17 protein-coding genes are annotated in these 16,766 nt (G+C 68.4%); 8 read left to right on the top strand and 9 right to left on the bottom strand.

Annotation, left to right across the window (positions count from 1 at the left end; genetic code table 11):
- Nucleotides 1–270: 270 nt before the first annotated feature.
- A complete protein-coding gene (locus OG625_RS07645) occupies nt 271–1,437 on the bottom strand; it encodes a magnesium and cobalt transport protein CorA (RefSeq protein WP_329377617.1) in 1,167 nt (388 codons plus the stop codon).
- A 124-nt stretch (nt 1,438–1,561) separates the two neighbouring features.
- Between OG625_RS07645 and OG625_RS07640 the strand changes: the two genes are divergently transcribed.
- The gene (locus tag OG625_RS07640; RefSeq protein WP_329377615.1) at nt 1,562–2,692 is read left to right on the top strand and encodes a winged helix DNA-binding domain-containing protein; all 1,131 of its coding nucleotides are present in this window, start codon (nt 1,562–1,564) and stop codon (nt 2,690–2,692) included.
- A 214-nt stretch (nt 2,693–2,906) separates the two neighbouring features.
- Nucleotides 2,907–4,448 carry an AMP-binding protein gene (locus tag OG625_RS07635; RefSeq protein WP_329377613.1) on the top strand — a complete coding sequence of 514 codons (1,542 nt, stop codon included), beginning with the start codon at nt 2,907–2,909 and terminating at the stop codon, nt 4,446–4,448.
- Between the two features lie 79 nt (nt 4,449–4,527).
- Here OG625_RS07635 and OG625_RS07630 read toward each other — a convergent pair whose 3' ends face one another.
- The 4 genes from OG625_RS07630 to OG625_RS07615 form a co-directional block, all read right to left on the bottom strand.
- Nucleotides 4,528–5,130, bottom strand: a complete 603-nt coding sequence (locus OG625_RS07630; RefSeq protein WP_329377612.1) for a hypothetical protein — start codon at nt 5,128–5,130, stop codon at nt 4,528–4,530.
- A gap of 79 nt (nt 5,131–5,209) precedes the next feature.
- Complete coding sequence (locus OG625_RS07625) at nt 5,210–5,530, bottom strand: hypothetical protein (RefSeq protein WP_329377610.1); 321 nt, start codon at nt 5,528–5,530, stop codon at nt 5,210–5,212.
- 149 nt (nt 5,531–5,679) lie between these two features.
- A complete protein-coding gene (locus OG625_RS07620) occupies nt 5,680–6,168 on the bottom strand; it encodes a glutathione peroxidase (protein ID WP_329377608.1) in 489 nt (162 codons plus the stop codon).
- A gap of 74 nt (nt 6,169–6,242) precedes the next feature.
- Nucleotides 6,243–7,094 carry a hypothetical protein gene (locus tag OG625_RS07615; protein WP_329377605.1) on the bottom strand — a complete coding sequence of 284 codons (852 nt, stop codon included), beginning with the start codon at nt 7,092–7,094 and terminating at the stop codon, nt 6,243–6,245.
- A gap of 255 nt (nt 7,095–7,349) precedes the next feature.
- Between OG625_RS07615 and gcl the strand changes: the two genes are divergently transcribed.
- Nucleotides 7,350–9,137 (top strand): glyoxylate carboligase, encoded by a 1,788-nt coding sequence (gene gcl, locus OG625_RS07610; protein ID WP_329377604.1) that lies wholly within the window; start codon nt 7,350–7,352, stop codon nt 9,135–9,137.
- 201 nt (nt 9,138–9,338) lie between these two features.
- Here the strand turns inward: gcl and OG625_RS07605 are convergent, their stop codons facing one another.
- From OG625_RS07605 to OG625_RS07590, 4 genes are all read right to left on the bottom strand, one after another.
- The gene (locus OG625_RS07605; RefSeq protein WP_329377602.1) at nt 9,339–9,869 is read right to left on the bottom strand and encodes a S1 RNA-binding domain-containing protein; all 531 of its coding nucleotides are present in this window, start codon (nt 9,867–9,869) and stop codon (nt 9,339–9,341) included.
- 460 nt (nt 9,870–10,329) lie between these two features.
- On the bottom strand, nt 10,330–11,787 hold the full coding sequence (locus tag OG625_RS07600) for a catalase (RefSeq protein ID WP_329390502.1): 1,458 nt from the start codon (nt 11,785–11,787) through the stop codon (nt 10,330–10,332).
- Between the two features lie 214 nt (nt 11,788–12,001).
- On the bottom strand, nt 12,002–12,892 hold the full coding sequence (locus tag OG625_RS07595; RefSeq protein ID WP_329377600.1) for a 2-hydroxy-3-oxopropionate reductase: 891 nt from the start codon (nt 12,890–12,892) through the stop codon (nt 12,002–12,004).
- A 75-nt stretch (nt 12,893–12,967) separates the two neighbouring features.
- Entirely contained in the window at nt 12,968–13,801 is an 834-nt protein-coding gene (locus OG625_RS07590; RefSeq protein WP_329377598.1) for a TIM barrel protein, read from the bottom strand.
- A gap of 125 nt (nt 13,802–13,926) precedes the next feature.
- On the opposite strand from OG625_RS07590, the gene OG625_RS07585 reads away from it, so the two are divergent.
- The 5 genes from OG625_RS07585 (at nt 13,927) to pucL (ending at nt 16,563) form a co-directional block, all read left to right on the top strand.
- A complete protein-coding gene (locus tag OG625_RS07585; RefSeq protein ID WP_329377596.1) occupies nt 13,927–14,178 on the top strand; it encodes a thiamine-binding protein in 252 nt (83 codons plus the stop codon).
- Nucleotides 14,175–14,570 carry a helix-turn-helix domain-containing protein gene (locus tag OG625_RS07580; protein ID WP_329377595.1) on the top strand — a complete coding sequence of 132 codons (396 nt, stop codon included), beginning with the start codon at nt 14,175–14,177 and terminating at the stop codon, nt 14,568–14,570. The genes OG625_RS07585 and OG625_RS07580 overlap by 4 nt, the downstream gene beginning before the upstream one ends.
- A 154-nt stretch (nt 14,571–14,724) precedes the next feature.
- Nucleotides 14,725–15,243: a 2-oxo-4-hydroxy-4-carboxy-5-ureidoimidazoline decarboxylase gene (uraD, locus tag OG625_RS07575; protein ID WP_329377593.1), complete on the top strand. Its 519-nt coding sequence runs from the start codon at nt 14,725–14,727 to the stop codon at nt 15,241–15,243.
- A gap of 2 nt (nt 15,244–15,245) precedes the next feature.
- Nucleotides 15,246–15,638 (top strand): hydroxyisourate hydrolase, encoded by a 393-nt coding sequence (gene uraH, locus OG625_RS07570; protein WP_329377591.1) that lies wholly within the window; start codon nt 15,246–15,248, stop codon nt 15,636–15,638.
- A 1-nt stretch (nt 15,639) separates the two neighbouring features.
- Nucleotides 15,640–16,563 (top strand): factor-independent urate hydroxylase, encoded by a 924-nt coding sequence (pucL, locus tag OG625_RS07565; protein ID WP_329377589.1) that lies wholly within the window; start codon nt 15,640–15,642, stop codon nt 16,561–16,563.
- Nucleotides 16,564–16,766 lie beyond the last annotated feature (203 nt).

Here is a 16,766-nt window from a genome sequence, read left to right as displayed (position 1 = left end):
AGGGTCGGCGCGCTCTGCAGGGAGCGCTGAACAGGAAGCCGGGCGGGGTCGTTGCGGCGCGCGCAAGGTGCTGACTGCCATTCGTTTCTCCCCGGATTCCCCCCAAGGCTCGCCGACGCCCAAAAAGGCCTGGTCACGGGCTTGCCGGGGCAGGGCGAGGAGATCACTCGCATCTATTCCCCCCAGATTCCCCCCACGGCCGCTTCTGGGTCGATCTGTGAGTGATGCGAAAGCGAAGTGCGAACGATGACTGAGCGTCACGCGAGGGGCTCAGAGCCAGTCCCGCCGCTTGAAAATCACGTACAAACTGGCGCAAATCACCCCCATGAGGCAGATCGCAAGGGGGTATCCGAAGCTCCATCCCAACTCAGGCATGGACTCAAAGTTCATGCCGTAGATAGTTCCGACGAGTGTGGGAGCAAACAAAATGGCAGCCCATGAGGAAACCTTCTTGATCTCCTCGTTCTGTTCGAAGCCGGCCTCCGCCAGGGCGCGCATTTCCGCGTTCTGTTGTTGGGAGACCAGCGTCGCGTTCACCGTCAGGATTTCCGTGAGGGCCTGGCGGAAGCCGTCGACGCGTTCGCTGGTGTGGGTGACGTGGTCGGCCACGTCTCGGAGGTAGCGCTGGAGTTCCTCGTCCGTGCCGTACTTGGCGAAGCCCGCCATCAGGCCGTGGAGCATGCCGACCAGGGGGCGGGTGGCGCGTTGGAACTCGACCATTTCGCGGGAGAGTTCGTAGATGCGGCGGGAGACCGCCGGGTCTCCGCGGAAGACTTCCGTTTCGATCTCGTCGATGTCCGTCTGGACGCCCTCGACGACGGGGGCGTATCCGTCGACCACCGCGTCGAGGATCGCGTACAGGGCGGCCTCCGGGCCCAGGGAGAGGAGGTCCGGGGTTTCCTCCATGCGGTGGCGGACGGTGGAGAGGTCCGGGGCGCCGCCGTGGCGGACCGTGATCAGGAAGTCCGGGCCCACGAAGACGTGGAGTTCGCTGAACTCGACCTCCTCCTGGGCGTCGAGGTAGCGGGCCGCGCGCAGGACGACGAAGAGGGTGTCCCCGTAGCGCTCGAGCTTGGGGCGCTGGTGTGCCTCCAGGGCGTCCTCGACGGCGAGTTCGTGGAGGTTGAACTCGGCTGCCAGGGAGTGCAGTTCGGGCTCGGTGGGGCGGTGCAGGCCGATCCAGGCCATGCCGTCCGGCTCTTCGCGCAGTCGGCGGAAGGTGTCGGCCAGGGTGGTGGGGGAGGCGACGCGGCGGCCGTCGCGGTACACGGCCGAGTCGATCACGCTGCGGTGGTTCGGGGGAGTGGGTGCGGAGGGTGCGGGCTGCGGGGAGGCCGGCGGGCCCGCCGGGGGTGTGGCGGCCGGCGAGGCGGGGCGGCGCCAACTCGGCCGCTTCGCGGCGGACGGCGAAGGGCGGCGGTCTGGGCGCTCCGACATCGCAGGTCAGCTCCCGGTCGAGCGTGTGTTTATGGGTAATGGGCAGGATATAGGGCAATCGGGTGGAGGGATTCAAGTCGAGTTGCGGACAGAAGGTGTCCGCAAAGAAGGCTAGTTTGCTGTCATGGCCTCCAGGACTGCACATCCCGTACTCGGCACCCGCGCTCTGAACCGTGCCACGCTCGCCCGCCAGTTGCTGCTGAGCCGCGCCGAGATGTCCGCGCGGGACGCCGTCGCGCACCTCGTCGGGCTGCAGGCGCAGAACGTGAAGCCCCCGTACTTCCAGCTCCACGCCCGCCTCGCCGGATTCCGGCCCGCCGAACTGGCCGGGCTCATGGAGTCCCGCGAGGTGGTCCGTATGGTCACCATGCGCTCGACCATCCACACCCACACGGCGGACGACGCCCAGACCCTGCGCCCGCTGGTCCAGCCCGCCCGGGACCGGGAGGTCACCTACTTCCGGAAGGGGCTCGGAGGGGTGGACCTGGACCGGCTGGCGGCGCGGGCCCGCGCGTTCGTCGAGAGCGAGCCGCGCACCATGGCCGAGATCCGGGAGGAGCTGCTCAAGGAGTGGCCCGACGCCGATCCGCAGTCCCTGTCCGTCGCCGCCCGTTGCCGGCTCCCGCTCGTCCAGGTCACGCCCCGGGGGGTGTGGGGACGCAGTGGCCAGGTCCGGCTGACGACTGCCGAGAACTGGCTCGGCCGGACCGCCCCCGCCGCCGAGCCGCAGCCCGTGGACGAGGTCGTGCTGCGCTACCTCGGCGCCTTCGGGCCCGCCTCCGTCAAGGACATGCAGACCTGGGCCGGCCTGACCCGGCTGCGCGAGGCCTTCGAGCGGCTGCGGCCCGGCCTGGCCGTCTTCCGGGACGAGAACGGGGTCGAGCTGTTCGACCTGCCCGACGCGCCCCGGCCCGATGCGGACACCCCGGCGCCGCCCCGCTTCCTCCCCGAGTTCGACAACCTGCTGCTCTCGCACGCCGACCGCACCCGCGTGATCACCCCCGAGGCGAAGGGCCGCACCTGGACGGGCAACCAGGCACATTGCGCGCTCCTCGTCGACGGGTTCGTCGCCGGGCTGTGGAAGCTGGACGGGAACCTGCTCACCGTCGAGCTGTTCGACGACAAGTTGTCCAAGGCACGGCGGGCGGAGGTCGTCGCCGAGGGGGAGTTGCTGGTCGAGGGGATGAGTGACGGTGTGGGGGACGGGAAGGCAGGCGGCCAGGGGGGTGTGCGTTTCGGGGCGACCCGCGGCTGACGGCGGGCTGGTGGCGGGTGCACCGGACGCGGCACGATGCCTGCCATGACGACGACCGGGAGTGCGGCGTTCACGTGCGCGGTTCGGCCGGGTCGAGATCAGGTGTCAGTCGTTTTCAGGTCAGTTGGTCGGCCGGCCAACCGGTGTCGGTGCCGGTGCCGGTTGCGGCCTTCGGTGCCCCTCCATGTAGATGTCCCGATCCCAGGAGAGAGCAATGCGGATTCCGATGACCGTCTCGGACTTCCTCGACCGGGCCGAGCTGGGGTTCTCCTCCAGCCCCGGCGTGGTCGACGAGCCGGACCAGCCCGCTCCGCCTGTGCCCGTGTCCACGTACGGGCGGCTGGGGGAGCGGGTTCGGGCCTGGCAAGCCGGGTTCGACCGGCTCGGTGTCGGGGAGGGCGAGCGGGTGGCGGTGGTCAGCCACAACTCGTCGCGGCTGCTGGAGCTGTTGTTCGCGGTGCCGATGAGCGGCCGGATCTGCGTGCCGGTCAATTTCCGGCTCAAGCCCGAAGAGATCGACTACGTGGTGCGGCAGAGCGGGGCATCGGTGCTGCTCGTCGACCCGGAGCTGGACGAGTCCCTCGTCGGCGTCAAGGCGCGCCACCGCTTCGTTCTCGGCGCTCAGACGGAGAGCGAGCTGATGCGGTTCGGTGTCGAGCCGCGGCCGTGGTCGAACCCGGACGAGGACGCCACGGCGACGATCAATTACACCTCGGGCACCACCGCCCGCCCGAAGGGCGTGCAGCTGACCCATCGCAACATCTGGGTCAACGGCCTGACCTTCGGGCTGCACACCCGGGTGTGGGAGCGCGACGTCTACATGCACACGCTGCCGATGTTCCACTGCAACGGCTGGGGAATGCCGTACGTGATGGCCGGGCTCGGCGTGAAGCAGGTGGTACTGCGCAAGGTCGACGGCGCGGAGATCCTGCGTCGGGTCGACGAGCACGGCGTCACGCTCATGTGCGGCGCGCCCGCGGTGTGGAACGCCGTGCTGGATGCGGCCGCGACCTGGGAGGGCGAGATCCCGGGCCGTGACCGCGTACGGATCGTCTGCGCCGGGGCGCCCCCGCCGAGCAGGACGATCCAGCGGATGGGCGAGGAGCTGGGCTGGGAGTTCACCCAGATCTACGGCCTGACCGAGACCTCGCCGCTGCTCACCTACAACCGGGCCCGGGCCGGCGATGCCGGGCTGCCGGCCGAGGAGCGGGCGCACAAGCTGTCCCGCGCGGGGCTGCCCGCGCTCGGGGTCAAGCTGAAGGTCTCCGCGTCCGGCGAAGTGCTGGCGCGGTCGAACGTCGTGCTGGAGAGCTACTGGGACAAGCCGGAGGAGACGGAGGTGGCGCTCGAGGGCGGCTGGTTCCACACCGGCGACGGCGGCACGATCGACGAGGCCGACGGGCACCTGACGCTCTCCGACCGGAAGAAGGACGTGATCATCACCGGGGGCGAGAACGTCTCGTCGATCGAGGTGGAGGACACCATCTTCCGCCACCCGGCGGTCGCCGAGGTGGCCGTCATCGGTGTGCCGCACGAGAAGTGGGGCGAGACGATCAAGGCGCTCGTGGTCCTGGTCGAAGGGGCCACGGCGGAGGAAGGCGAGATCATCGCCCACTGCAAGGAGCGCATGGCCGGCTACAAGGCGCCGACGAGCGTCGAGTTCCGCGAGGCGATCCCGCGCACGGCCACCGGCAAGATCCAGAAGTTCAAGCTGCGCGAACCGTACTGGACCGGACTCGAACGAGAGATCAACTGACGGCCTGCGCTCACGTCGGAGTTGACGGCCGCCCCCCTGTACGTGGGCCGGATGTGTGCGCGCCGGCCGCATCCGGCCATCAGCCCGCCGACGTTCCCCGGGCCCTCAGGGCCTCCAGCGTCCTGCTACGGCGCGACACCGCCGCGCGCAGGACCCGCTTGCCCTCGTTGGACAGGGCGAGCGCGCCGCGCAGCCCCGAGCCCGATTCGTCGGAGAGCATCTCCAGCAGGGAGGTCTGGCGGCGCTGTTCGCCGAGGGTGAGAGGGCCGATGCCCTCGGTGTCACCGGTGCGGTACGCGGCGACCCGGGCCTCGTCGACGGCGGAGGCGCCGTCCAGCAGCTGGTGGATGCCGAGCAGGACGGTCGAGCACTCGTCGGCCCAGGCGCGCAGCGCGTCCGCGCGGTAGCCGGCGGGGATGTGCTCGACCAGCCGCATCGCGTACTCGGCGAGTTCGCAGTCCGGAGTGACCTGGCGCACCTGCATGCCGGCGGCGCGCAGCCGGCCGAGCCAGCGGTCACCCCCCTCGACGGCGACCCAGAGGGGGCGCAGTACCGATTCGTCGACGTCCAGGCCGAGGCCTTCGACGCCTTCGAGGAGGGGCAGGCAGCGGTCCACGCAGGCGACGGCGCTCGCGGCGAGGGCGCGCTCGTCCGCACGGGCGATCAGTTCCACCAGGCTCATGATTCGTACTGCGCCACATGGCCGGATCTCGTCACAGCAGGGCGGGTCGGCCAAACAGAGCCGAGCGCCCTCGGCGCCTTCAGCGCACGCCCATCCGCCGCTGCATCAGCTTCACCCGGTTCGTGTGCGCCGCGAACCCGAACCCCGCACACGACACCAGGCCCACCAGCCCCGCGTACAGCAGGGGAGCCGTCGTGGCCGCGAGAATTCCCTCGCTCAGCCCCCGCCCCACCGCTTCACCGACACTGTCGCTCTCCTCCGTCTGCGCGGAGGCGTACATGCTGATGCCCAGCTGCGCGGCCACCGTCGAGGCCGACAGCACCGCCCCCAGTTCGTACGCCGCCATGCGTACCCCTTGGCGGGCTATCTCCGCATCCAGCGCCGCCGAGTTCCCGGCCACCGAGAGAGGGTGGACAGGCCGGTGCGCGGATGACCTCGGCCCGGACATGTTGAACGGATCGGACACGGACTGCTCCCCCTACTGACTACGGACTGTTGCCCGGGCCGGATACGCGGATACGGCCCGGGCCCCCTTCGCGCGCTCCCGGATCAGGCCGGCAGGTGCGCCTCGATCGCGGTGATGACCTCGGCGGACTCGGGCTCGGTGCGCGGGCGGAAGCGCGCCACGACCTCGCCGGCGGGGGAGATCAGGAACTTCTCGAAGTTCCACTGGATGTCCCCGGCCTCGCCCTCCGCGTCGGGGACCTGGACCAGCTCCTTGTAGAGGGGGTGCCGGTTCTCCCCGTTGACCTCGGACTTCTCCAGCATCGGGAAGGTGACCCCGAAGCCGGCCGCGCAGAAGGTCTGGATGTCCTCGGCGTTGCCGGGCTCCTGCTCGCCGAACTGGTTGCAGGGCACGCCGATGACGGTGAAGCCCTTCTCCTCGTACTTGAACTGCAGGCGGGCCAGTCCCGAGTACTGGGGGGTGAGCCCGCACTGCGAGGCGGTGTTCACCAGCAGGATCGCCTTGCCCTTGTGGGCACCGAGAGTGGTGGGCTCGTCGTTCAGGGTGGTCAGCGGAATGTCGTACAGGCTCATCGGGCTCTCCTCGGCGGGAAGGGCAGGCAAAGGCTCGGGGACGGCGCTCCAGCGGAAGCGCTCGAAGGGAAAGGCTAAGCTCCCGCGCCGATCAGCTCGTCCGCCGGGTCGTTCACCGGCTGCGGCATGCCCGTGAGGTCCATGACGAACAGCGGTATCCCGAGATCGTCCGCGCGGGCGCGGGCCGCCTCCGTGTACCCGGCGAGCGCGAAGTAGACGCTGGTCGCCGAGGCCGTGAGCCCGTTCAGCCACACGCACTCCACCGCCCGCAGTCCGGCCGGGGCGGTGGTCGGGTCCACCTGGGCGACCAGGCCCGGCGCCCGTAGGTCCACGGCAGCCGAGGGGATCGGGCGGCCGTCGGGCTGGCGTACGTCCTGGAAGCCGAGCCAGCGCAGGTACAGCGCGGCCGTGGCCACCGCGTCACGGGCCGTACGGATGGTCACCGGGCGGAAGGCGGGGCGCGGCACGGGCGTGGGCTGCCCCGGCGGCGCGGCTGAGGGCGCTGGGGAAGGGGGAGGGGGAGGGGAAGAAGAGGGTGAGTGCGGGGTCGGCGTAGCCTGCCGCGCGGCCTCGTTCGCGTTACCGCTCCCGCTTCCGCTCCCGGGCGGGGGTGCGTCCGCCCCACCCTCCGCCGTGCCGTCGCGCGGATCCGGCCGGCCGCCCAGCGGGTGCACCGGCAGCAGCACCACGGTGCCGCACGATCCGCATCCCAGCTCCGGATGCGGCCACTCGCTCTCCCGGCCGCAGGATTCGCACCGTACCGCCACCCAGGTGTCCGACCACGTCCGATGGGTCAGCGGGAGCGGCGGCGCCGCCAGGTCCAGCGGGGGGTGGACCGGGCTCCCGCAGGCGCAGGGGAAAACCGGGGCGGTGTAGCCGTTCTCGCGCAGGCACGCCGGGCAGCGCACCGGTACCGCTTCCGCCATGAGACCTGGACCCCCTCGTCGCTGTGCGTACGTACATGCTCCACCACCGGCGACCGCCGCGGCGAGTAGCGGGCCATTTCCGGTCATCGTCTTGGTCGTTTGTATAAGCCACCGACCAACATGTGGCTTTTGGTGGCATCCGGGGTCCCGGTCCACCTTGACGTCCCGGAGTCCGACGCTTAGCTTGTTCCGTATAGCAGAACAAAACTTCCGGATGACGGAAAAGCCTGACCGCCAGACCCGCAGGAGAACCTGATGCCTCGTATGACAGCCGCCGCCGCTGCAGTTGAGATCCTCAAGCTCGAGGGTGTTGAACAAGCGTTCGGCGTGCCCGGTGCTGCGATCAACCCGTTCTACCGCGAGCTCAAGAACGTGGGCGGCATCGCGCACACGCTGGCCCGCCACGTTGAGGGCGCCTCGCACATGGCCGAGGGTTACACCCGTGCCAAGGCGGGCAACATCGGTGTCTGCATCGGTACCTCGGGCCCGGCCGGCACCGACATGATCACCGGCCTGTACTCGGCCATCGCGGACTCGATCCCGATCCTGTGCATCACCGGTCAGGCCCCGGTCTCGAAGCTCCACAAGGAAGACTTCCAGGCCGTCGACATCGCCTCGATCGCCAAGCCCGTCACCAAGGCCGCCACCACGGTCCTGGAGGCCGCGCAGGTCCCCGGTGTCTTCCAGCAGGCCTTCCACCTGATGCGCTCCGGCCGCCCCGGCCCGGTCCTGATCGACCTCCCGATCGACGTCCAGCTGACCGAGATCGAGTTCGACCCGGAGACCTACACGTCGCTGCCGGTCTACAAGCCGCAGGCGTCCCGCGCCCAGGCCGCCAAGGCCATCCAGTTCCTGCTGGAGTCCGAGCGCCCGCTGATCGTCGCCGGTGGCGGCATCATCAACGCCGACGCCTCCGACCTGCTGGTCGAGTTCGCCGAGCTCATCAACGTCCCGGTCATCTCCACCCTCATGGGCTGGGGCGTCATCCCGGACGACCACGAGCTGGCCGCCGGCATGGTCGGTGTCCAGACGGCGCACCGCTACGGCAACGCGACGTTCCTGGAGTCGGACCTCGTCCTGGGTATCGGCAACCGCTGGGCCAACCGCCACACCGGTTACAACCTGGACGCCTACACCAAGGGCCGCAAGTTCGTCCACGTCGACATCGAGCCCACCCAGCTCGGCAAGATCTTCGCCCCGGACTTCGGCATCGCCTCCGACGCCAAGGTCGCGCTGGAGCTCTTCATCGAGGTCGCCAAGGAGCTCAAGGCCGAGGGCAAGCTGCCCGACTTCTCCGCGTGGACCGAGTCCGCGCAGGAGCGCAAGGCCACCCTGCAGCGCCGTACGCACTTCGAGAACATCCCCCTGAAGCCGCAGCGCGTCTACGAGGAGATGAACAAGGCCTTCGGCCCGGAGACCCGCTACGTCACCACCATCGGTCTCTCCCAGATCGCGGCCGCGCAGTTCCTGCACGTCTACAAGCCGCGCCACTGGATCAACTGCGGCCAGGCCGGCCCGCTCGGCTGGACCATCCCGGCCGCCATCGGTGCCGCCACCGCGGAGCCGGAGACCCCGATCGTCGCGATCTCGGGTGACTACGACTTCCAGTTCATGATCGAGGAGCTGGCGGTCGCCGCCCAGCACAAGGTCCCCTACGTTCACGTCCTCGTGAACAACGCCTACCTGGGTCTGATCCGTCAGGCGCAGGGCGGTCTGGGCATCAACTTCGAGGTCAACCTCGAGTTCGAGAACATCAACACCCCCGAGCTGGGTGTCTACGGTGTCGACCACGTCAAGGTCGCCGAGGGCCTGGGCGTCAAGGCCATCCGCGTCACCGACCCGGACAAGCTGGGCGAGGCCTTCGAGGAGGCCAAGAAGCTGGCGCAGGAGTTCCAGGTCCCGGTCGTCGTCGAGGCCATCCTGGAGCGCGTCACCAACATCGCGATGAGCAAGACGGTCGACATGAGCGACGTCACCGAGTTCGAAGAGCTCGCGACCGAGCCGGGCCACGCCCCGACCGCGATCAAGTCCCTCAAGGTCTGATCCCCGCGGTACGCGGTACACACTGCGCGTAGTACACAGCGGCCCCCGTTCCTCCTTCGGGAGGGGCGGGGGCCGTTCTGCGTTGCCGGAACGGAGACCGGTGCCGGTGCCGCTGAGAGGTCTGCTGAGAGGTCTGGCGAGCCCGTCCGCGTCGGGAAGGCCGTCGGGCAGCGGGGCGCCGTGCAGCGCGGCCTCCAGGGGCTACGGGACGGATTCGGCCAGAAGGATCCGGTTCCGCTCGTGGTCGACCGTCACGACCCGTACGGGCATGTCCTGGCCCGCCCGGAAGAGCTCCGTGGACGGTCCGGCGAGCGGAACGAGTCCCTCGACGCAGTCGGCGAGGCGCACGAAGACTCCGATGGGCGTGATCCTGGTGATGAGTCCGCGGACGACCTGGCCCGCGCGGAAGCGCGGCAGCAGGTCTTCGTGCTCGGCCCACTCGCGGAGTTCGACGCCGACCTGGTGATTGTGCTCGGCGTGCCAGACGACCTCGCCGGTGACGGGCCGCCCTACAGTCGGCAGCTCCATGCACCTGGGCATCCTGTCGATCCTGGCCAGGCCCACGGCCTCGGGGTGGCCGTCGATGGCGAGGAAGACGCCGAACGGCTGCCGGCCGACGACCTCACCGGTGAGAGGCGTGCCGACGGGCAGAACGCGGACGGTCTCGGTCCAGGCCGGGGCGGCCTCGGTCGTGCATCTGCCGTTCTCCCAGGGCCAGGAGTACTCGCTCATCCGCGGATCATGGCATGCGCCGGTCACTCCCGACGAGGTGAAGGGGAGCGGGAAGAAGCCGGGGAACGACAAAGCGCCGAGTCACGGGACCGTCCGTGACTCGGCGCTCTGGTTTGATACCGCCCGACGGTGCGAGGCTGGCGCGACAGGACGTTCGCACCGCCGGGCGGAGTAGGAGGCTCCTCGGGGTCCTTCCGTGCAGGGGGCTCTGTGCGTAGCCCCTGTACGGAGGAGAGAGAGGAGTGGCTGGGACCGTGGCGAACGGCGACGAGAACTCCGGCTTCGTCTCCCTCAGGTCAAGAGACGGGCCTCGGAACCCATTACCACCGCACTGGCTCGCACGCTCGCCACGGTCCTCGTCCTGCCCTCACCGCGTACCACCCCTCATCCGGGTAAGCGGGTCGGGCTCGGTACCCAGGGCCTGACCTCCCGTCAGGCCCCCGGTACAGCTGTTCGGCTCTTAGGCGTCGCGCAGGGCGCGAACGGCCTCCTCGACGCGCTTGCCGTAGTCGGCGTCCGCGGCGTGGAAGTGAGCCAGGTTCTTCTCGATGACGTCCTCGAGGGTGACCTGAGACAGGCCGCCGGCGATGTTCGCCACCAGACGCTGCTTCTCGGCCTCCGACATCAGGCGGTAGAGCTCACCGGCCTGGAAGAAGTCGTCGTCCTTGGTGTGGGCCGGGGCCTCGTGGGTGCCCGTGTAGCCGGAGACGGCCTTCGGGGCGCCGAGCGCCAGACCGGTCTCGGCCGGGCCCTGGTACGAGTTGGGCTCGTAGTTCTTGTCGTGGCGCGAGCCGTTGCGCAGCGCCATGACGCCGTCGCGGCCGTAGTTCTCGGCCTTCGTCGCCTTCGGGGCGTTGACCGGCAGCAGGGTGTGGTTCACACCGAGGCGGTAGCGCTGGGCGTCGGCGTACGCGAACAGGCGGCCCTGGAGCATCTTGTCCGGCGAGGCGGTGATGCCCGGGACGAAGTTGTTCGGGGAGAACGCGGACTGCTCGACCTCGGCGAAGACGTTGTCGGGGTTCCGGTCGAGGACCAGGCGGCCGACGCGCTGCAGCGGGTAGTCCGTGTGCGGCCACACCTTGGTGAGGTCGAACGGGTTGAAGCGGTAGTCCGCGGCCTCGGCGGCGGGCATGATCTGCACGTACAGGGTCCACGAGGGGTTCACACCGCGCTCGATGGCCTGCAGCAGGTCGGTCTGGTGCGAGTTGGCGTCCGAGCCGACGAGCTCGGCGGCCTGCTCGCCCGACAGGCAGCGGATGCCCTGGTTCGTCTTGAAGTGGTACTTGACGAAGAAGGCCTCGCCCGACTCGTTGGTCCACTGGTACGTGTGGGAGCCGTAACCGTTCATGTGACGGTACGACGCCGGGATACCGCGGTCACCCATGAGCCAGGTGATCTGGTGCGTCGCCTCGGGGGCGTGCGCCCAGAAGTCCCAGACGTTGTCCGGCTCCTGCTTGCCCGTGAAGGGGTCGCGCTTCTGGGAGTGGATGAAGTCGGGGAACTTGATCGGGTCCTTGATGAAGAACACCGGGGTGTTGTTGCCGACGAGGTCGTAGTTGCCCTCTTCGGTGTAGAACTTCAGCGCGAAGCCGCGCGGGTCGCGGACCGCGTCCGCGCCACCCAGCGAGTCGGCGACGGTGGAGAACCGCAGGAAGGTCTCGGTCTTCTTGCCGACCGTGTTCAGGAACGCGGCGCTGGTGTACGCGGTGACGTCGTCGGTCACCTCGAAGTAGCCGTACGCGGCCGAGCCGCGGGCGTGCACCACGCGCTCCGGGATGCGCTCACGGTTGAAGCGGGCAAGCTTCTCGATCAGCTGCTGGTCCTGGACCAGGAGCGGGCCACCGACGCCGGCGGTGGCGGAGTTCTGATTGTCGGCGACCGGGGCGCCGGACTCGGTCGTCAGCGTGCGCTTCGACATGGTGACCTTCCGTACGGGTAACTGCTGACGAAAAGAGTCTTCCGTCATGCGGAACAGCCTAAATTCGGCGAGAACTAAACGTCAACAGTTTGTTGAACAAGATTGAGGAGAGGTAATCCGGACGGCGCCGACGCTTGGGCGCGACAGGACAGGTGTCAGCGCCGACGCCATCCGGAAACTCAGGTCCCCCGAAGGGGAGGGGTGCTCTGGAAGATCAGAGCTGGGCGCCGGAGAGGCGCTCGACCGCGCGGAGCAGGGCCGAGTGGTCCAGGCCACCGTCACCCTGGGCGCGCAGCGAGGCGACCAGCTGGGCGACGACCGCGCCGACCGGCAGGGCCGCACCGACGTTGCGGGCGGCGTCGGTGACGATGCCCATGTCCTTGTGGTGCAGGTCGATCCGGAAGCCGGGCTTGAAGTCGCGGTTCAGGAAGTTGGCCTTCTTGCGGGTCAGGACCGTGGAGCCGGCCAGACCGCCGTTGAGGACGTCCAGAGCCGCCTCGAGGTTCACGCCGGACTTCTCGAGGAAGACGACGGCCTCGGCGCACGCCTGGATGTTCACCGCGACGATGAGCTGGTTGGCAGCCTTCACCGTCTGGCCGGAGCCGTGCGGGCCGCACAGGACGATGACCTTGCCGAGGGCCTCGAGGACCGGGAGGGCCTCGTCGAAGTCGGCCTGCTCGCCACCCACCATGATCGACAGGACGGCCTCGATGGCGCCGGCCTCGCCGCCGGACACCGGGGCGTCGATGACGCGGATGCCCTTCTTGGCGGCGTTCTTGGCGAGGTCGATCGAGGTCTGCGGGGTGATCGACGACATGTCGATGATCAGCGCGCCGGACTTCGCGTTCTCGAGGATGCCGTTCTCACCGTAGGAGATGGCCTCGACCTGCGGGGAGGCGGGCACCATCGTGATGATGACGTCGGCGTCCTTGACGGCGTCGGCGATCGAACCGGCGGCGGAGCCACCGGCCGCGGCCAGGCGGTCCAGCTTGTCCTGCTCCAGCGTGAAGCCGGTGACCGAGTAGCCGGCCTTCAGGAGGTTCTCGGCCATGGGGGAGCCCATGATGCCGAGACCGATCCACGCGATCTTGGGGAGGTTGCTCATGATGAGGGTCCTTCTCTTAATGCTTTGTACGAAAAGTTCGTGACGTGCCTGGCTGATCGCCCGGACTTTGTCCGCTTACTTCGCGGGGCGGGCCTCGGCCGGCAGCCATGCGAAGGACGCGGCAGCGTCGGCGGCCTTGTACTCCAGGCCTACGTAGCCCTCGTATCCGGCCTTCTTCAGCTGGTCGAGCAGCTCCTCGAGGGGCAGCTCACCGGTGCCGGGGGCACCTCGTCCGGGCTTGTCCGCGATCTGGACGTGCCCGGTCTTGGCGGCGTACTTTTCGATGACCTCGGAGAGGTCCTCATCGTTCATCGCCAGGTGGTACAGGTCGAGAAGGAACTTGGCGTTGCCGAGACCGGTGGCCTCGTTGACCTTGTCCACTACCTCGATGCCGGCCGGGGCGCTCACCAGGGGGTAGAGCGGCGACTCGGGCTTGTTGAGGGTCTCGATCAGGAGGATCGCGCCGACGCGGTCCGCGGCCTGAGCCGCCACGACCAGGTTCTTCAGGGCGAGCTCGTCCTGAACGGCCGGGTCCACGCCTTCGACGCGGTTGCCGTAGAGGGCGTTCAGCGCCTTGCAGCCGACCGAGGCGGCGAAGTCCGCCGCCACGTTGATGTTGGCGTTGAAGCGCTCCGACTCCTCACCGGGAACCGAGACCGCACCGCGGTCCGGACCCGGCAGCTGGCCGGCGTAGAAGTTCAGGCCCACCAGCTGGGTGCCGGCGTCCTCAAGAGCCTTCTTGAGGGCGTCGAGCTCCGCCTGGGCGGGAGTGGGGGTTTCGATCCAGGGCCACCACAGCTCGACCGCCGTGAAGCCCGCCGCGGCGGCAGCCGCGGGACGCTCCAGGAGCGGGAGTTCCGTGAAGAGGATGGAAAGGTTCACATCGAAGCGCTGGTCCGTGTATCCCATGAGGGGTGTGCGCTCCTTCCGTATTGCGGAAGTTAGTTTCTGCTTGATGGAAGACTGCATGGGCCTGAGCAGAGATGTCAAGTGCGGACTCCCGAAAAATCGTGACCGGGAGGTAGCTTGACCGCGTGCGATTGAGAGTGGAGTTCACGACCGAGCCCTTCGATCTCGAAGAGGCCCCTGCCCACGCCGTGGCCGCCCGCGAGGTCATCCAGAAGGCCCAGCTGGACGCGGTGGACGTCGGCCCGTTCGGCAATACCGCCGAGGGCGACATCGACAGTGTCCTGGCCGCGGTGGGCGCGCTGCTGCGCGACTCGCTGGAGGCCGGCGCCACGCGCGTCTCGCTCCAGGTCAACGTGATCGGGGAGGAGACGCCATGACCGAGCCTCGCGACCACCCCTTCGTCGCCGCGGTCAAGCCGCTGATCGACGCCATGGGCGGCGAGCTGATGGACCCGTCCCAGGCGCAGCCCGACGACGTCGTGCTCGCGTGGGAGGGTCAGGAGCTGCTCGCCGTACGCCTGCCCCAGCTCTCGGACTCGCTGGACCACATCCTTGCCGCCCTGGAGCGGCGGCACGGCGTACCGTTGTCGCAGCTCGATCGGAAGTCCAAGCAGGACGTCGTGCGCATACTGGAGGCGCGAGGCGCCTTCTCCGTTCGGCACGGTGTGGAAACGGTCGCGGGCGCACTGGGTGTAAGCCGCTTCACGGTCTACAACTATCTGAACCGGGATGCCCAAGCCGCAGCCCGCCCCAAGAACAGCCAAGAGTGAACGTGATCTGACCCGCTGTGACGAGCCGCCGCCCAATTCACCCGGGCGGCGGCTTTTGTGTACGGGAAGTTTCAACAAAGTGTTGACGCCGTGTTGTCGACAGCGTTAGCTATGCGAAGCCCGTCAAAGCAACAACAGGCCACGGAGGCCTACCGTGACTTCGAGTCCGACCCCGGGTCTCACCCGGTTCAACGCCTTGGACGACAGCGCGGCCACGGCCGAGCTGCACGAGGTGTGCGCGAGTTCGGCATGGGGGAGCAAGCTGCTCGCCCAGCGCCCCTTCGCCACTGCAGAGTCCCTGTTCGCCGCGAACGAAGCCGCCATGGCGGAGCTCACCGCGGAGGACCTGGGCGAGGCGATGGGAGGCCACGCGCCGATCGGCCGCCCGAAGCCGGGAGACCCGACCTCCGCCCGCGAGCAGCGTGGCATGGCCGGTGCCTCGGAGGAGCTCAAGACCGAGCTCCTCGAACTGAACCTGGCCTACCAGGAGAAGTTCGGCCACGTCTTCCTCATCTGCGCCACCGGTGCGACCGGTGCGTTCATGCGGGACGCGGTCAAGGTCCGGATCGACAACTCGCCGGAGCAGGAGCGAGAGATCGCCCGCGGTGAGCTCGTCAAGATCAACAAGATCCGCCTGACCCGACTCGTAGAACTCGCAGAAGAAGGAGCGTGAGCATGAGCACCGAGACCACCGCGTCGGTGTCCACGCACATCCTGGACACCAGCATCGGAAAGCCCGCCGAGGGCGTCGCCATCTCCCTGTCGGCCCGTACGGGTCTCGACGGTGCGTGGGCGGCCCTGGGCGGCTCCGCCACCGATGCGGACGGGCGCTGCAAGGACCTGCCGGCCCTGCCGGAGGGCACCACACACGTGCGTCTCGACTTCGAGACCGAGACGTACTTCTCCAAGAAGCAAGCCGCCGAGGCACAGCAGGACGCCCCCCGCGTAAGGGACAGCGGTGCGTTCTTCCCCGAGGTCACCATCACCTTCGCGGTGAACCCGGGCGAGCACTATCACGTACCGCTGCTGCTCAACCCGTTCGGCTACTCCGTTTACCGAGGGAGCTAGCATGGCCACCATTCTGGGCCAGAACCAGTACGGCAAAGCAGAGAACCGCGTTGTCAAGATCACGCGGGACGGCGACACCCACCACATCAAGGACCTGAACGTCTCGGTCGCCCTTTCCGGCGACATGGACGACGTCCACTACTCCGGCTCGAACGCCAACTGCCTGCCGACCGACACCACCAAGAACACGGTGTACGCGTTCGCCAAGGAATACGGCATCGAGTCCGCGGAGCAGTTCGGCATCCACCTGGCGCGTTGGTTCGTCAACAGCCAGGAGCCGATCCACCGCGCGCGCATCCGGATCGAGGAGTACTCCTGGTCCCGGATCGCCACCTCGGACGCGAACTCCAAGTTCATCGGCTCCGACGAGGTGAACCACTCCTTCGTCCGTGAGGGCATGGAGACCCGCGTCACCCAGATCACGTACGACGGCAAGAACTGGGAGGTCATCTCCGGCCTCAAGGACCTGGTCGTCATGAACTCCACGAACTCCGAGTTCTGGGGTTACGTGAAGGACAAGTACACGACCCTGAAGGAGGCCTACGACCGCATCCTGGCGACCCAGGTTTCGGCTCGCTGGCGCTTCGCCTGGTCGGATGACGAGCAGCGGATGCCCAACTGGGAGAAGTCCTACGCCGAGACCAAGAAGCACATGCTTCAGGCCTTCGCGGAGACCTACTCCCTCTCGCTGCAGCAGACCCTGTACCAGATGGGTTCGCGCATCATCAACCACCGTTCGGAGATCGACGAGGTCCGCTTCTCGCTCCCGAACAAGCACCACTTCCTGGTCGACCTTGAGCCCTTCGGCCTCAAGAACGACAATGAGGTGTACTTCGCCGCGGACCGCCCGTACGGTCTGATCGAAGCCACGGTTCTCCGCGACGGCGTCGACGCCCGCATTCCCGTGGACATGACCAACCTCTAAGGGGTAGGTCGAGGAAGAACGCGATACGCGCGTCCCGGGGCTCCGCAGTGGCCCCGGGACCGCGACACTCTTCAGCTTCTGATTCGGCACCCGGACGCAACATATGGGGCGGCAGTACTGTCAGTTGCCAAGGCCCCCGGCTCCGGCACTCAAATCCCCAGGGTTTTGCCGTGCCCGTACCGCCACTGAAAGTACGAGGAAGT

The organism is Streptomyces sp. NBC_01351 (assembly GCF_036237315.1).
Lineage (GTDB): Bacteria > Actinomycetota > Actinomycetes > Streptomycetales > Streptomycetaceae > Streptomyces.
This window is presented reverse-complemented; position numbering and strand designations above follow the sequence as displayed.

Coding starts and splice junctions, on each gene's coding strand:
- OG625_RS07645 (WP_329377617.1), bottom strand. CDS start 1,437: ATGTCGGAGCGCCCAGACCGCCGCCCTTCGCCGTCCGCCGCGAAGCGG.
- OG625_RS07640 (WP_329377615.1), top strand. CDS start 1,562: ATGGCCTCCAGGACTGCACATCCCGTACTCGGCACCCGCGCTCTGAAC.
- OG625_RS07635 (WP_329377613.1), top strand. CDS start 2,907: ATGCGGATTCCGATGACCGTCTCGGACTTCCTCGACCGGGCCGAGCTG.
- OG625_RS07630 (WP_329377612.1), bottom strand. CDS start 5,130: ATGAGCCTGGTGGAACTGATCGCCCGTGCGGACGAGCGCGCCCTCGCC.
- OG625_RS07620 (WP_329377608.1), bottom strand. CDS start 6,168: ATGAGCCTGTACGACATTCCGCTGACCACCCTGAACGACGAGCCCACC.
- OG625_RS07615 (WP_329377605.1), bottom strand. CDS start 7,094: ATGGCGGAAGCGGTACCGGTGCGCTGCCCGGCGTGCCTGCGCGAGAAC.
- gcl (WP_329377604.1), top strand. CDS start 7,350: ATGCCTCGTATGACAGCCGCCGCCGCTGCAGTTGAGATCCTCAAGCTC.
- OG625_RS07605 (WP_329377602.1), bottom strand. CDS start 9,869: ATGAGCGAGTACTCCTGGCCCTGGGAGAACGGCAGATGCACGACCGAG.
- OG625_RS07600 (WP_329390502.1), bottom strand. CDS start 11,787: ATGTCGAAGCGCACGCTGACGACCGAGTCCGGCGCCCCGGTCGCCGAC.
- OG625_RS07595 (WP_329377600.1), bottom strand. CDS start 12,892: ATGAGCAACCTCCCCAAGATCGCGTGGATCGGTCTCGGCATCATGGGC.
- OG625_RS07590 (WP_329377598.1), bottom strand. CDS start 13,801: ATGGGATACACGGACCAGCGCTTCGATGTGAACCTTTCCATCCTCTTC.
- OG625_RS07580 (WP_329377595.1), top strand. CDS start 14,175: ATGACCGAGCCTCGCGACCACCCCTTCGTCGCCGCGGTCAAGCCGCTG.
- uraH (WP_329377591.1), top strand. CDS start 15,246: ATGAGCACCGAGACCACCGCGTCGGTGTCCACGCACATCCTGGACACC.
- pucL (WP_329377589.1), top strand. CDS start 15,640: ATGGCCACCATTCTGGGCCAGAACCAGTACGGCAAAGCAGAGAACCGC.